This window comes from Pseudomonas sp. RIT623, assembly GCF_004519305.1.
Lineage (GTDB): Bacteria > Pseudomonadota > Gammaproteobacteria > Pseudomonadales > Pseudomonadaceae > Aquipseudomonas.
On the sequence record NZ_SOZA01000013.1, the window covers coordinates 71,004 to 85,102 of the forward strand.

13 protein-coding genes and 1 pseudogene are annotated in these 14,099 nt (G+C 64.1%); 9 read left to right on the forward strand and 5 right to left on the reverse strand.

The annotated features are described in order from the left end of the window. Positions 1-60 precede the first annotated feature (60 nt). Positions 61-1,185 carry a methyltransferase gene (locus tag E3U47_RS11675; RefSeq protein ID WP_134691592.1) on the forward strand — a complete coding sequence of 375 codons (1,125 nt, stop codon included), beginning with the start codon at positions 61-63 and terminating at the stop codon, positions 1,183-1,185. 28 nt (positions 1,186-1,213) lie between these two features. Here E3U47_RS11675 and E3U47_RS11680 read toward each other — a convergent pair whose 3' ends face one another. From E3U47_RS11680 to E3U47_RS11690, 3 genes are read right to left on the reverse strand one after another with little or no spacing between them, the layout of a single operon-like run. Beyond that, the gene (locus E3U47_RS11680; protein ID WP_134691593.1) at positions 1,214-1,354 is read right to left on the reverse strand and encodes a DUF2474 domain-containing protein; all 141 of its coding nucleotides are present in this window, start codon (positions 1,352-1,354) and stop codon (positions 1,214-1,216) included. A 12-nt stretch (positions 1,355-1,366) separates the two neighbouring features. Then, positions 1,367-2,374 (reverse strand): cytochrome d ubiquinol oxidase subunit II, encoded by a 1,008-nt coding sequence (cydB, locus tag E3U47_RS11685; RefSeq protein WP_134691594.1) that lies wholly within the window; start codon positions 2,372-2,374, stop codon positions 1,367-1,369. Between the two features lies 1 nt (position 2,375). Next, on the reverse strand, positions 2,376-3,812 hold the full coding sequence (locus tag E3U47_RS11690; RefSeq protein WP_134691595.1) for a cytochrome ubiquinol oxidase subunit I: 1,437 nt from the start codon (positions 3,810-3,812) through the stop codon (positions 2,376-2,378). Positions 3,813-4,153: 341 nt separating this feature from the next. Between E3U47_RS11690 and E3U47_RS11695 the strand changes: the two genes are divergently transcribed. The 6 genes from E3U47_RS11695 to E3U47_RS11720 all read left to right on the forward strand — a co-directional run bounded on the left by E3U47_RS11695 (position 4,154) and on the right by E3U47_RS11720 (position 10,311). Then, on the forward strand, positions 4,154-5,374 hold the full coding sequence (locus E3U47_RS11695; RefSeq protein WP_134691596.1) for an MFS transporter: 1,221 nt from the start codon (positions 4,154-4,156) through the stop codon (positions 5,372-5,374). Positions 5,375-5,610: 236 nt separating this feature from the next. Further along, positions 5,611-6,906 carry an NCS2 family permease gene (locus tag E3U47_RS11700; protein WP_134691597.1) on the forward strand — a complete coding sequence of 432 codons (1,296 nt, stop codon included), beginning with the start codon at positions 5,611-5,613 and terminating at the stop codon, positions 6,904-6,906. Further along, positions 6,903-7,988 (forward strand): tRNA (uridine(54)-C5)-methyltransferase TrmA, encoded by a 1,086-nt coding sequence (gene trmA / locus E3U47_RS11705; RefSeq protein ID WP_134691598.1) that lies wholly within the window; start codon positions 6,903-6,905, stop codon positions 7,986-7,988. The genes E3U47_RS11700 and trmA overlap by 4 nt, the downstream gene beginning before the upstream one ends. Positions 7,989-8,044: 56 nt before the next feature. After that, a complete protein-coding gene (locus tag E3U47_RS11710) occupies positions 8,045-8,944 on the forward strand; it encodes a LysR family transcriptional regulator (protein ID WP_134691599.1) in 900 nt (299 codons plus the stop codon). A 107-nt stretch (positions 8,945-9,051) separates the two neighbouring features. Beyond that, on the forward strand, positions 9,052-9,489 hold the full coding sequence (locus E3U47_RS11715; RefSeq protein ID WP_134691600.1) for a cupin domain-containing protein: 438 nt from the start codon (positions 9,052-9,054) through the stop codon (positions 9,487-9,489). A 231-nt stretch (positions 9,490-9,720) separates the two neighbouring features. Continuing rightward, complete coding sequence (locus tag E3U47_RS11720) at positions 9,721-10,311, forward strand: cupin domain-containing protein (protein WP_256660264.1); 591 nt, start codon at positions 9,721-9,723, stop codon at positions 10,309-10,311. A 72-nt stretch (positions 10,312-10,383) separates the two neighbouring features. Here the strand turns inward: E3U47_RS11720 and pcaG are convergent, their stop codons facing one another. Both pcaG and pcaH read right to left on the reverse strand, forming a co-directional pair. Beyond that, positions 10,384-10,989, reverse strand: coding sequence for a protocatechuate 3,4-dioxygenase subunit alpha (pcaG, locus tag E3U47_RS11725; RefSeq protein ID WP_134691601.1), 606 nt, complete (start codon positions 10,987-10,989; stop codon positions 10,384-10,386). 11 nt (positions 10,990-11,000) lie between these two features. Next, positions 11,001-11,720 (reverse strand): protocatechuate 3,4-dioxygenase subunit beta, encoded by a 720-nt coding sequence (gene pcaH / locus E3U47_RS11730; protein ID WP_134691602.1) that lies wholly within the window; start codon positions 11,718-11,720, stop codon positions 11,001-11,003. A 200-nt stretch (positions 11,721-11,920) separates the two neighbouring features. On the opposite strand from pcaH, the gene E3U47_RS11735 reads away from it, so the two are divergent. Next, positions 11,921-12,808, forward strand: a complete 888-nt coding sequence (locus tag E3U47_RS11735) for a neutral zinc metallopeptidase (RefSeq protein WP_134691603.1) — start codon at positions 11,921-11,923, stop codon at positions 12,806-12,808. Positions 12,809-13,197: 389 nt separating this feature from the next. After that, positions 13,198-14,079 (forward strand): annotated as a pseudogene (locus E3U47_RS25500) (methyl-accepting chemotaxis protein); the annotation flags it as partial. Positions 14,080-14,099: the final 20 nt, after the last annotated feature.

Consider the following 14,099-nt stretch of genomic DNA (forward strand, 5'->3'; position numbering starts at 1 on the left):
CCTCTCCCCTCGACCCCGTCGCGCACCGTGCCGGGGACATTCGCAGCTGAGCCCCACGTCATGCCCTTGTTCAACAGCCCCTTTGCCGACCTCGACCTGATCCGCCAACCGGAGCAGGCCCACGACCCGCTGCTAGCGTTCGATGCCGCCGACCAGTACCTGCTGGAACACCTCGCGGCCCAGCAGCCTGGCGCCAACTGCCGGGTGCTGGTGCTCAACGACAGTTTCGGCGCCCTGGCCGCCAGCCTGGCCGGGCAAATGAAGGTGACCAGCAGCGGTGATTCGCACCTGGCGCGCATGGCCCTGGAAAAGAACCTGGCAGGCAACGGCCAAGCATACGATGCAGTGCCGTTCGTGCCGGCCAGCGATGCCTGGCACGGCCCTTTCGACCGCGTGCTGGTGCGCGTGCCCAAGACCCTGGCCTTGCTCGAGGAGCAACTGATCCGTCTGCAAGGCCACCTGGCGCCCGGCGCCCAGGTGATCGCCGGGGCCATGATCAAGCACCTGCCCCGCGCCGCGGGCGAGCTGATGGAAAAGTACATCGGCCCGGTGCAAGCCTCGCTGGCACAGAAGAAAGCCCGGCTGCTCACCGCAACCGTCGCCGAACGTCCACTGGCCCACTCCCCCTATCCAAGTCGTTACCGCCTGGATACCCCTGCCCTCGAGCTGATCAACCACGCCAACGTGTTCTGCCGCGAAGGTCTGGACATCGGTACCCGCGCCTTCCTCCCGCACCTGCCACGCGACCTCGGTCAAGCCCGGGTGGCCGACCTGGGCTGCGGCAATGGCGTGCTGGCGATCGCCAGCGCCTTGGCCAACCCGGATGCCCACTACACGCTGGTGGACGAGTCGTACATGGCGGCGCAGTCGGCCCGGGAAAACTGGCAGGTGGCGCTGGGCGCGCGTGCAGTCGAGATCCGCGCCGCCGATGGCCTGGCCGGGCAGGCAAGGCAATCGCTGGACGTGGTGCTGTGCAATCCACCGTTCCACCAGCAGCAAGTAGTCGGCGACTTCCTTGCCTGGCGCATGTTCCAGCAGGCCCGCGAGGCGCTGGAGGTGGGTGGCGCGCTGTATATAGTCGGCAACCGGCACCTGGGCTACCACAGCAAGCTGGCGCGGTTGTTCAGGGGCGTCGAGCAGGTGGCGGCAACGCCGAAGTTCGTGGTGCTGAAAGCGCGCAAATGAACGGGGCCGCTTTGCGGCCCCTGCCAACTTAATGGGTGCTCAACCCAGCAGCACTCATGAACATGCGCATCCCGTAGGCGACGATGCCCAGCGCCACGACGCTCAGCCCCCAGATCAGCACCAGCCAGCCCAGGCGCTGCCACAACGGTTTCTTCTGTTCCACAGTCATCGCTTGGCGCTCCTAGTGGTAGCCGTCTTCGTGGGTCACCTTGCCGCGGAACACGTAGTAGCTCCAGAAGGTGTAGCCCAGGATGAACGGCAGGATGAACAGCGTGCCCACCAGCATGAAGCCCTGGCTCTGCGGCGGCGCCGCAGCATCCCAGATGCTGATCGACGGCGGGATGATATTCGGCCACAAGCTGATGCCCAACCCGCTGTAGCCAAGGAAGATCAACACCAGGGTCAGCAGGAACGGTGTGTAGTGGGCATTGCGTTGCACCGCCCGAAGCAGGCCGTAGAAGGTCACCAGCACCAGGATCGGCACCGGCATGAACCACACCAGGTTGGGCATGCTGAACCAGCGCTCGGCGATCTGCGGATAGGCCAGCGGCGTCCACAGGCTGACGATACCGATCACCACCAGCAGCACCAGTGCCAATGGCCGCGCCACGTCATGCATCTTCTGCTGCAGCGGCCCCTCGGTTTTCATGATCAGCCAGGTGCAGCCCAACAAGGTGTAGGCGACGATCAGGCCCAAGCCGGAGAACACTGTGAATGGCGTCAGCCAGTCGAGGGTGCCGCCGGCGTACTTGCGGTCCACCACCTTGAAGCCCTCGATGAACGCCCCCAGCGCCACGCCCTGGAAGAAGGTCGCCACCAGCGAGCCCCAGATGAATGCCTTGTCCCAGATATGGCGCTTGTGCGCCCGCGCCTTGAAGCGGAACTCGAAGGCCACGCCACGGAAGATCAGCCCCACCAGCATCAGGATCAACGGCAGGTACAGCGCCTCGAGCACCACCGAGTAGGCCAGCGGGAAGGCGCCGAACAACGCCGCGCCGCCCAGCACCAGCCAGGTTTCGTTGCCGTCCCATACCGGGGCGACGGTGTTCATCATCACATCACGGTCACGCTCGTCCTTGACGAAGGGGAAGAGCATGCCGATACCCAGGTCGAAGCCGTCCATCACCACGTACATCATGACGCCGAAGATGATGATCACGGCCCAGATCAGCGGAAGATCGATACCCATCTCAGTTCCCCTTGTTCAGGCTGGCGGAGTCGGCCTCATGGCCGTCATCGGCTGCGGACAATGGCCGCGCCGGCGTGCGTTGCTGGCCTGGGCCACCGGGGTTGTGTTCATCGCCCTCACCGGTTTTCGGCCCTTTGCGCACCAGGCGCATCATGTAGCCGATGCCGGTACCGAACAGCGCAAAATAGACCACCACGAACATCACCAGGGTGAAGCCGAGTTGCGCATAGCTGTGGTTGGACACGCCATCGGCAGTACGCATCAGCCCGTAGACCACCCACGGCTGACGCCCGACCTCGGTGGTGAACCAGCCTGCGAGAATGGCGATCAGCCCCGAGGGGCCCATCCACAGGGTCAGGTAAAGGAAAGGCCGCGAACTGTACAGCGTGCCACGCTTGCGCAGCCACAGGCTCCACAGGCCGACGAAGATCATCAGCATGCCCAGACCGACCATCACCCGGAACGACCAGAACACGATGGTCGAGTTAGGCCGGTCTTCTGCCGGGAACTCCTTCATCGCCGGAACCTGTTTATCCAGGCTGTGGGTGAGGATCAGGCTGCCCAGGGCCGGGATCTCGACCTTGAAGCGGGTGGTCTCGGCTTGCATGTCGGGGATGCCGAACAGGATCAGCGGGGTCGGCTCACCGGGTTTGTTCTCCCAGTGGCCCTCGATGGCGGCGATCTTCACCGGCTGGTGCTTCAGGGTATTGAGGCCATGGAAGTCACCGATCACAGCCTGGATCGGCGCCACTACCAGGGCCATCCACATGGCCATCGACAGCATCTTGCGCACTGCCGGGTTGTCGCGTCCGCGTAGCAGGTGCCAGGCCGCCGAGGCGCCGACGAAGAACGCGGTGGCGACAAACGCCGCGGTGGCCATGTGCATCAGGCGGTAGGGGAACGATGGGTTGAAGATCACGGCCAGCCAATCCACCGGGATGACCTGGCCGTTGACGATCTCGTAGCCCTGGGGGGTCTGCATCCAGCTGTTGGAAGCGAGGATCCAGAAGGTCGACACCAGTGTGCCAAGCGCCACCATGCAGGTGGCGAAGAAGTGCAGGCCACGCCCGACCCGGTGCCAGCCGAACAGCATCACGCCGAGGAAACCGGCTTCGAGGAAGAACGCCGTGAGCACCTCGTAGGTCAGCAGCGGGCCGGTGATAGAACCGGCAAAGTCGGAGAACTGGCTCCAGTTGGTACCGAACTGGTAGGCCATCACCAGGCCTGAGACCACGCCCATGCCGAAGTTGACGGCGAAGATCTTCGACCAGAAGTGGTAGAGGTCACGGTAGGTGTTGTCGCCGGTCTTCAGCCAAAGGCCTTCGAGGACCGCCAGGTAGCTCGCCAGGCCAATGGTGATGGCCGGGAACAGAATATGAAAGGACACGGTAAAGGCAAACTGGATTCGGGCGAGCTCTAGGGCTTCCAATCCGAACATGATGCTTCCTCTTCAGGTAATCCGGCGACCGGGCTCATGGCCTTGCCGCCCACTGCCCCCACGGGTATCGAGTGCGCCGCGTTGGAATTGTTCTGTTCGATCGCAGGGATTCCGGCCCAAAGGCCAATCGTTGCATCTGGAAGGATTGACCCAGATCAACGACTGTTTGGAAGCATAGTCCCGAATGACCCATTCGGATGTGTGGTTGATTGCCGCGTGACCTGTTGCCTCACCCTCTTTACCCGGGGCTCGCAGGCTGTCCCACCGCGCTTTCAGCAACCAAATGTTACAAACAGATGTTAAGCTGCTGCCCCCTCTAGTTCCGAGGTTGCAGGCCACCGATGTCCGATTCAGCCCCGCAATTACTGCGTCATCACCGCCCGTTCGTCGCGTTCTGGATGGCCCGGGTGTTCACCGCCAGCGGCTTCCAGATGCTCACCGTGGCCATCGGCTGGCACCTCTACCAGCTCACCGGCAACGTGCTCGACCTGGGCCTGGTGGGCCTGGTCGAATTTACCCCCCGGGTGTTGTTCATGCTGCATACCGGGCATGTCGCCGACCGCTACGACCGGCGCAAGGTCGCCGCCCTGTGCCAGACCCTGCAGGCGTTGATTGCCCTGGCGTTGGCCCTGGGCAGCGCCAGCGGCCATGTCACCCGCGAACTGATCTTCGTGCTGGCCTTCTTGCTCGGCAGCGCCCGATCGTTCGAGATGCCGGCCACCCAGGCGCTGCTGCCCAACGTGGTACCCGCAGGCCTGTTCCCACGGGCAGTGGCGGCATCCGCTTCGGCATCGCAGGCGGCGACCATCGTCGCCCCGGCCATCGGCGGCTTTCTCTACGCCTTCGGCAGCACCTGGGTGTACGGGCCGACCGTGGCGCTGTACGGCATCGCCTGCCTGCTGACCCTGAGCCTCGACGCCCGCCAGCAACTGGCGCAACGCGGCCGCGCCAATCTCGAGTCGCTGCTGGCCGGCATCCGCTTCATCCGCAGCCGCCCGGACATCTTCGGCGCCATCTCCCTGGACCTGTTCGCCGTGCTGCTGGGCGGCGCCACCGCGCTGCTGCCAGTGTTCGCCAAGGACATCCTGCTCACCGGCGCCTGGGGCCTGGGATTGTTGCGTTCGGCACCGGCCGTGGGCGCCTTGCTGATGTCGCTGTGGCTGGCGCGCTTCCCAGTGGAACGCAAGGTCGGGCTGATCATGTTCACTTCGGTGGGGGTGTTCGGCGTGGCGACCATCGCCTTCGGCCTGTCGACCTCGTTCTGGTTCTCCCTGGCGGTGCTGGTGGTGCTGGGCGCGGCGGACATGATCAGCATGGTCATTCGTGGTGCCTTCGTGCAGTTGGAGACCCCCGACGAAATGCGCGGCCGGGTAAGCGCGGTGAACGGGCTGTTCATCGGCGCCTCGAACCAGCTCGGCGAATTCGAGTCCGGGGTCACCGCCCACTGGTTTGGCACAGTGCCAGCGGTGGTGCTCGGCGGGGTCGGTACACTGGTAGTCACCGGGGTATGGATGAAGCTGTTCCCGACGCTGACTCACCGGGACCGTATGCACAACGGCTGACGCCCTTTCGCCGGCAAGCCGGCTCCTACAAGGCCCCGTAGGAGTCGGCTTGCCGGCGAACCAGGCCATTGCACCTGACTCGACCGACTGCCCCAATGGCCATAGGCCCCTGCCATGCATGCTGGTATGATGCGCGGCTTTTTTCCGCCCCACACAAAACCACGGCCCCCGGTACGGTCTGTGCTTTGCTGATGGGGTCGATACATTCACGGCGCGAGGGCGCCCTGGGAGCAGGCATGCTGGAAAGGCTGTTTCAACTAAAAGCACACAACACCAACGTGCGCACCGAGATTCTCGCGGGCGTCACCACCTTCCTGGCCATGGCCTACATCCTGTTCGTCAACCCGAGCATCCTCGGCGAGACCGGCATGGACAAGGGCGCGATCTTCGTCGCCACCTGCCTGGCCGCGGCCATCGGCTCGGTGACCATGGGCATCATCGCCAACTACCCGATCGCCCTGGCGCCGGGCATGGGCCTGAACGCGTTCTTCACCTATACCGTGGTCCTGCACATGGGCCACACCTGGCAGGTGGCGCTGGGCGCGGTGTTCCTCTCCGCGGTGCTGTTCTTCCTGCTGTCGATCTTCCGTATCCGCGAGTGGATCGTGAACAGCATCCCACTGCCGCTGCGCTCGGCCATCGCTGCCGGTATCGGCCTGTTCCTGGCGCTGATCGCCCTGCACAACGCGGGCATCGTCGTCGATAACCCGGCCACCCTGGTGGGCCTGGGCGACCTCAGCCAGCCGGCGCCGATCCTCGCCACCCTGGGCTTCTTCCTGATCGTCGCCCTCGAGTCGATGAAGGTCCGCGGCGCCGTGCTGATCGGCATCCTGGCCGTTACCCTGGCATCGATCGCGATGGGCGTCACGCCGTTCGGCGGCGTGGTCTCGATGCCGCCTTCACTGGCCCCTACCTTCCTCCAGTTGGACATCGCCGGCGCCCTGGACGTTGGCTTGATCAGCGTGATCTTTGCCTTCCTGTTCGTCGATCTGTTCGACAACTCCGGCACCCTGATCGGCGTGGCCAAGAGGGCCGGCCTGATGGGCAAGGACGGCCACATGCCGAAGATGGGCCGTGCCCTGATCGCCGACAGCACCGCCGCCATGGCCGGCTCCCTGCTGGGCACCTCGACCACCACCAGCTACATCGAATCGGCAGCCGGCGTCAGCGCCGGTGGCCGCACCGGCCTGACCGCCATCGTGGTCGCCGCGCTGTTCCTGCTGGCGCTGTTCTTCGCCCCGCTGGCCGGTAGCGTGCCAGCCTTCGCCACCGCCCCGGCGCTGCTGTTCGTCGCCGTGCTGATGGCCTCGGGCCTGGCCGAGATCAACTGGGACGACGTCACCGAGGCCGCGCCGGTGGTGGTGACCGCCCTGGCCATGCCGCTGACCTACTCGATCGCCAACGGCATCGCCTTCGGCTTCATCGCCTGGACCGCCATCAAGCTGATCTCCGGTCGTCATCGCGACCTGAACCCGGCCTTGGTGATCCTGTCCATCCTGTTCGTCATCAAGTTGGGCTGGTTCCCCGCATGAGTGCCGTCTTCGACCCCACGCAATACGATGCCCAGCTGGCGGCCAAGGTCGCCCGCTTGCGCGAGCTGCTGGCGCCATTCGGCGCCCCGGAGCCGGCGGTATTCGACTCGCCGCGCGCGCACTACCGCCTGCGCGCCGAGTTCCGCCTGTGGCGCGAGGACGGCCAGCGCCACTACGCGATGTTCGCCCCGGGCGAGAAGCACAAGGCGATCCTGATCGATGATTTCCCCATCGCCAGCGAGCGCATCAACGAACTGATGCCGCGCCTGAAGGCTGCCTGGCAGGGTAACGAGGACCTGAACAACCGCCTGTTCCAGGTGGAGTTCCTCACCACCCTGGCGGGCGATGCGATGATCACCCTGTGCTATCACCGCCCGCTGGACGATGCCTGGGAGGCCGCCGCGCGGCAACTGGCCGGCGACCTGAACGTCAGCGTGATCGGCCGTTCCAAAGGCAAGCGCGTGGTGATCGGGCGTGACTACGCAGTCGAAAAGCTGGCGATTGCCGGGCGCACCTTCAGCTACCGCCAGCCCGAGGGCGCCTTCACCCAGCCCAACGGCGCGGTAAACCAGAAGATGCTCGGCTGGGCCTTCGAGGCCATGGACGCGCGTGACGACGACCTGCTGGAGCTGTACTGCGGCAACGGCAACTTCACCCTGCCGCTGGCCACCCGCGCCCGCCAGGTACTGGCGACCGAGATCAGCAAGACCTCGGTCAATGCCGCGCTGCACAACCTGGACGAGAACGGCGTCGACAACGTGCGCCTGGTGCGCCTGTCGGCCGAAGAGCTGACCCAGGCGCTGAACGAGGTCCGCCCGTTCCGTCGCCTGGAGGGCATCGACCTCAAGGCCTATGACTTCGGCACCGTGTTCGTCGACCCGCCCCGCGCCGGCATGGACCCGGACACCTGCGAGCTGACCCGGCGTTTCGAGCGCATCCTGTACATTTCGTGCAACCCCGAAACCCTGGCGCAGAACATCGCCCAGTTGCAGGATACCCACCGCATCGAACGTTGCGCCCTGTTCGACCAGTTCCCCTATACCCACCACATGGAAAGCGGGGTGCTGCTGGTTCGGCGCTGACCGCGACCCGGCGGGGCCGCAAGGCCTCGCCGCTTGCCGCAAGGAGTGAGGCTCCAATGGACCAGTTGAGCGCCATGCAGACCTTTCGCCGGGTCGTCGACCTCGGCAGTTTCAGCGCCGCCGCCGAGCAAGTCGGCATGTCCCATACCGTGCTGTCGCGCCAGGTCAAGAACCTCGAACGCCACCTCGGCAGCCAATTGCTCAATCGCACTACGCGCCGCCTGCAATTGACCGAGGCGGGCACGCTGTTCTATCGCCACTGCGTACAGATTCTCGAGCAAGTCCAGGCGATGAACCAGGAGCTCCGCGCGCACCACCAGCAGCCCACCGGCACCTTGCGCCTGAGCGTGGCCACCGCGTTCGGCGAGCTCGAGCTGGGCCATTGGCTGCCGGACTTCATCGAGCGCTATCCGCAGGTGCAGGTCGAGCTCAACTGTACCGATCGCTTCGTCGACCTGCTCGAGGAGGAAGTCGACGTCTGCCTGCGGGTCACCGACCACCTGCCCGACTCGAGCCTGGTGGCCCGCCGCCTGGCAGCCAGCGAGGTGCTGCTGGTGGCGGCCCCTGCGTATCTGGCTCGCCACGGCACCCCCACCACCCCCGACGCGCTGGCCGAGCACCCGCTACTGGGCTACAACCGCCTGCAACATCCGCAGCGGCTGCGCCTGACCCGCGCCACGGCCTGGCAGGACGTGCGCATGCCCCAACGCCTGAGCGCCAACTCGCCGATGGCCTTGCGCGCAGCGGCCATCGGCGGCGTTGGCATCGCCAGCTTCGATCGCTTCATCATCCACGACGCCCTGCAGGATGGCCGGCTGGTGCAGGTCCTTGGCGACTGGCAATTGCCTGCGCGCAGCCTGCACGTCGTCTATCCGCAAAGTCGCTACCTGCCACCGAAAGTGCGTGCGTTCCTCGACTACGTGCAAACGTACTATGCAACGCCACGCTGGACATAAATAACCGTGCAATTTATGCACAAATCTTGGCAAACAAGTGACGTATCTGTGCACAAAATATTTGCTTAACCTTCGCTCCACGATTTCATTGGCGAAGGAGCCATCACATGAAAGCACTGCAAACCCTCGTTGCCGGCCTCACCCTGGGCACCCTTGCCCTCACCGCCCAGGCCCATGCCGAATCGCTAATCTCCGTACCGGACAGCAATACCCTTAAATGGCAGGAAGTCAGTGGTACCCAGGGAGCGGTCAGCTATGCCAATGTCGAAGGCGATCTGTTCGGCAAGGGGCCCTACTCGGCCTACGTGAAATTCAAGAAGGGCACCGACAACGGCCTGCACCAGCATACCGAGACCCTGCCCACCTTCGTGATCAAGGGTACCTTCTACGCGGTGATCGACGGTCAGCGCACCGAGTTCCCGGCAGGTGCCTACTACAAGCTGCCCAGCAAGCTGGTCCATGAAAGCGGCTGCACGGCCGCCGAAGATTGCCTGCTGTTCCAATACCAGGCGGACCAATTCGACCTGGTACCAGTCAAATCGTAAAAAAAGCAGTGGCCAGACAGGGTGTAACCCACCCTGTCATTTCTACCAGGTGACCATGCCCCGTACAGCCTTTAATCTTCCTCTCGCAAGCCAGCGCGCTGCCCTGTGCTTTACGGGGCGCCGTGCCTTGCAGGATGCAGGCTTTCCTGGACCAGGATGAACACGCCTCGGCGGCCTTGTTGCCTGTAGGCGATCAGGTACCTGCCCCCCGATGAACGAAGGAGGCAGGCCATGCGTACCTCAACCGTTCTCCTGGCGCTCAGCGTCTTCACGAACCTGGCGGCCTGCATGAATTCCACGCAGCCAGGCACCAGCGCGTCAATGGCCAGCGTGAGTACCCAGACGGCCTCGGCTGATACTTGTGTCTTGTCTGCCCTGCCGCTGATCAGGCAGACAAACGGCCTCTCAGGTATTGGCTGGCGCAATGTGCCTGCATCCTGGGACCCGGACACTAGAACGTACAGGGTCACCTATAAAAATCTCAACGGCGATCTGGGCGCCAAGATCACAGGGAATGCCAACACCCCGTGGAGGCCCAGGGGCGCCGGATGCTACGTCGCCCTTGTGCGCTTCAAGGCAGGTACCGATAACGGACGGCATATCCACAGTGATGCGCTGCCGACGTTCGTGCACCAGGGCACCTTCTACACAGTGATCGATGGCAGAAGGGACGAGTATGGGCCTGGCGATTATTACTTGCTGCCGGCCAAACTCGTACATGAAAGCGGCTGCAAGGGGCCCGTCGACTGCGTGCTGTTCCAATTTCAAAGCGATGGGTTTGACCTGCTTGCGCCGCCGTCCACGTCATCGGCCAAGCCATGAACAACCGCGGTACCAGGCGCTGCCATCGCGCAGCGGCTGAGTACCCCGTGAGGCCCAAGCCTGATAACGCCGTCAAAAGTCGAAGAACACCGTCTCTCCTTCCCCCTGAATTCGAATATCGAAACGATACGCCGTCTTCCCCTCCACCTCGCAGCGCCTGGCGATCAGGGTCTCGCGCCGTTGCGGCTGCTCGATCAGGTTGAGCACCGGACACTTGGCATTGGCGTGGGCCTCATCATCGAAATACAGCCGGGTGTGCAAGTGAATATTGATCCCCCGAGCAAACAGGCTGATGTTGACGTGCGGCGCCATCGGCACGCCAGCGGCATTGTTCACCACGCCCGGCTTGACCGTGTGCAGTGTCCATTCACCAGCCTCGAAGGTGGTCGCGGTGCGACCAAAGCTGTTGAAGGCGTTTTCCTGGCGGTAGTCGTCCTGGTACTGGCCGTTGGCATCGGCCTGCCACACCTCGAGAAACGAGTCGCGTACCAGGTGGCCGTTGCCGTCGTATACCTGGCCGAGCAGCAGAATGTGCTCGCCCGGCGCCGCGGGCGTGGCCAGGCGGTTCCAGACTTCCTGCTCGCGGGTTGGGTTGCCTGCGACCTCCAGGGCCAGGCCAATGTGCACATAGGGGCCAGCGGTCTGAGAAGGGGTTTCCGGCAGCAATTCGATAGGCATGGCGTTACTCCTCAGCGGTTTTCGAAGTGGGTCTGGCGCTGGCCACGCAGCACGATGTCGAAGCGGTAGGCCAGGCAATCCATTGGGTTGGCGTGGCTCATGTCGAGCCTGGCGATCAGCCGCTCGACCGCATCGGGGTTGGCGATCGACTTGACGATCGGGCACATGGCGATCAGCGGGTCACCCTCGAAGTACAACTGGGTGATCAGTTTGGTCGCGATCGATGGGCCGCTGATGGAGACGTGGATATGCGCCGGACGCCAGTCGTTGGGGCCGTTGCGCCAGGGATACGGGCCGGGCTTGATGGTGCGAAAGCTGTAGTAGCCGTCGCGGTCGGTCAGGCAGCGGCCAACCCCACCGAAATTCGGATCCAGCGGCGCCAGGTAACGGTCGTTCTTGTGCCGGTAGCGGCCACCGGCGTTGGCCTGCCACATCTCCACCAGGGTGTGTGGCAGCGGTGTGCCGTACTGGTCGAGCACCCGCCCGGCAACGATGATCCGCTCGCCGATCGGCAGGCCGCCGTGATCGAAGTTCAGCAGCAAGTCGTGGTCATGCTCGCCAAAACGCAGATGGGAAAAGTCGGGGCCGGTGGTTTCGCTGATCGACTGCGGGATGCTGACCAGCGCCTGGCGCGGCGAGCGCGCCACAGAAGTCTTGTAGTCGGGGGTCAAAGCCTTCGGATGCCAGTTACGATCACGGATCACGAAGCGGCGGGTGTCCTGGGCGGGCATGCCGGTTTCCTCTTTTTGGAATTATGAAGGCGCCTGGGCGTGGCAGACGGACTCGCAGTTTCTGGCAGCCACATCGGGATGAATATTGAATTTCACGGTCACAGCCATAACCATTTGGTTATGCATAGAATCCGGGCTGACGCAGGCGGCGGCCCTGAACTAATCTTTGACCTCATGTTTCACATAGCGGAGAACACCCGATGGAATGGCGAAAAGGCCGACGCAGCGACAATGTGGTCGATGCCCGCGGCGAAGGAGGCGGTGGCGGCGGCATGCGCTTCGGAGGTGGCAAGGGCCTGGGCCTGGGCGCCATCCTGCTGATCGTCGGTATTGGCTGGTTGACCGGGCAGGACCCATTGCAGATCCTCGGCCAGCTCGCCGGGCAGATGGAGCAACAACAGACCGTCCCGGCCAATGTCGCCAGCAAGGCACCGCCGGCCAACGACGAACAGGCCGAGTTCGTCGCCTCGATCCTCGGCGACACCGAGGACACCTGGAAGGCCCTGTTCGCCCAAGCCGGCAAGCAGTACCGCGATCCCAAGCTGGTGTTGTTCAGCGGCCAGGTCAACTCCGCCTGCGGCTTCGCCTCCTCGGCGGTCGGGCCGTTCTATTGCCCGGGCGACCAACGCGTATACCTGGACATGACCTTCTTCCGCGAAATGGAAACCCGCTTCAAGGCCGCTGGCGACTTCGCCCAGGCCTACGTGATCGCCCACGAGATCGGCCACCATGTGCAGACCTTGCTCGGCGTCTCGGCCAAGGTCGACGCCGCGCGTCGTAGTGGGCAACGCATGGAGGGGGACAACGGGCTGCTGGTACGCCAGGAACTGCAGGCCGATTGCCTGGCCGGGGTCTGGGCCTACCAGGCACAGAAGCGTCTGAACTGGCTGGAGCCGGGGGATGTGGAAGAGGCGCTGAATGCCGCCAATGCCATTGGTGACGACCGTCTGCAACAGCAGGGCCAGGGTCGGGTGGTGCCCGACTCGTTCACCCACGGCACCTCGCAACAACGCGTCCGTTGGTTCAAGGCCGGCTTTAGCAGTGGGGATGTCAACCAGTGCGATACGTTTGCCGCGCGTAGCCTTTAACGACTATCAGGGCTGCTGTGCGGCCCATCGGCGACAAGCCGACGCCCCCAAAATGTGCGTCCCCATGGAGGCTGGCTTGCCGTTTGCGCCCCGAAAAAACCAAGCATTTCAGCCGGTTACAAATTTGCTGAAAAAGCGTTTCAGCTTCGCCCTGGCCTGCCGATAAGTCCTACACAAATCTGTGGGCTATCTGACAACAACAACGCCCAGCTATTGAGATCAAGTGAGCGAAATCATTTTCTGGGAGAGCGTGCATGAACAGCTGGTTCGCCAATATCAGCGTCAACCTTAAACTCGGCCTGGGCTTCGGCCTGGTCCTGGTCCTGACCGGCCTGCTGGCCCTGACCGGCTGGAACAGCCTGGGCAGCCTGATCGACCGCAGCAACTGGATGAGCGACATCACCCAGCTCAACAGTGACCTGACCAACCTGCGCGTGGCGCGGCTGCAGTGGATGCTGACCAACGGCGACGACGCCTCGGCGGCCAATGTCCAGGCCAAGCTCGACGCCTTCGGCAGCCAGCAACAGCACCTGGTCAACAGTTTCACCAGCCCCGAGAACCTCAAGCTGCTGCGCGAGCAGGGCCAGAGCATTAGCGAATACCGGGTCTCGCTGGAAAAGATGCGCCAGGGCTACAAGACCACCCTCGTCGCCCGTGACGCGATGAACCAGGCCGCCGCCCGCGCCAACGACGCCATCGAGGCGATCAGCAACGCCGTGTTGTCCAGCCCGGAAAGCGACGCCGCCCACCTGGCCCAGTACCTGCTGATCAGCAAGGCCAAGCAGCAGTTGGTGCAAGTGCGCCTGGACGTGCGCAGCTACATCGCCGACCTGACCCCAGAAGCCGAACAGGCCGCCCTGCGCCAGCTGGAAAGCGCCCTGAGCGAAATCGACAGCCTCAAGCGCCAGCTGCCGGCCGAAGCCTCGCGTATCCAGCAGTTCGAAAGCGCCGTGCTGGCCTACCGCGATGCGGTGCGCCAGTTCCGTGAAGCCACCGCCGCCATCGGTGTGGCCCGTGCCGAGATGACCGTGCAAGGCGCCGACATCGTCAAGCGCAGCGACGCGCTGTACCAGATCCAGATCGAACGTCGCGACGCCGAAAGCATCCAGGCCCGCAGCCTGCAAACCACCGCCACCCTGCTGGCGCTGCTGGTCGGCGTGCTCGCCGCGTTCATCATCACCCGCCAGATCACCCGCCCGCTGCGCGAAACCATGGACGCCGTGGAGAAGATCGCCAGCGGCGACCTGACCCAGACCCTGCGCGTCACCCGCCGCGACGAGCTGGGCGCGTT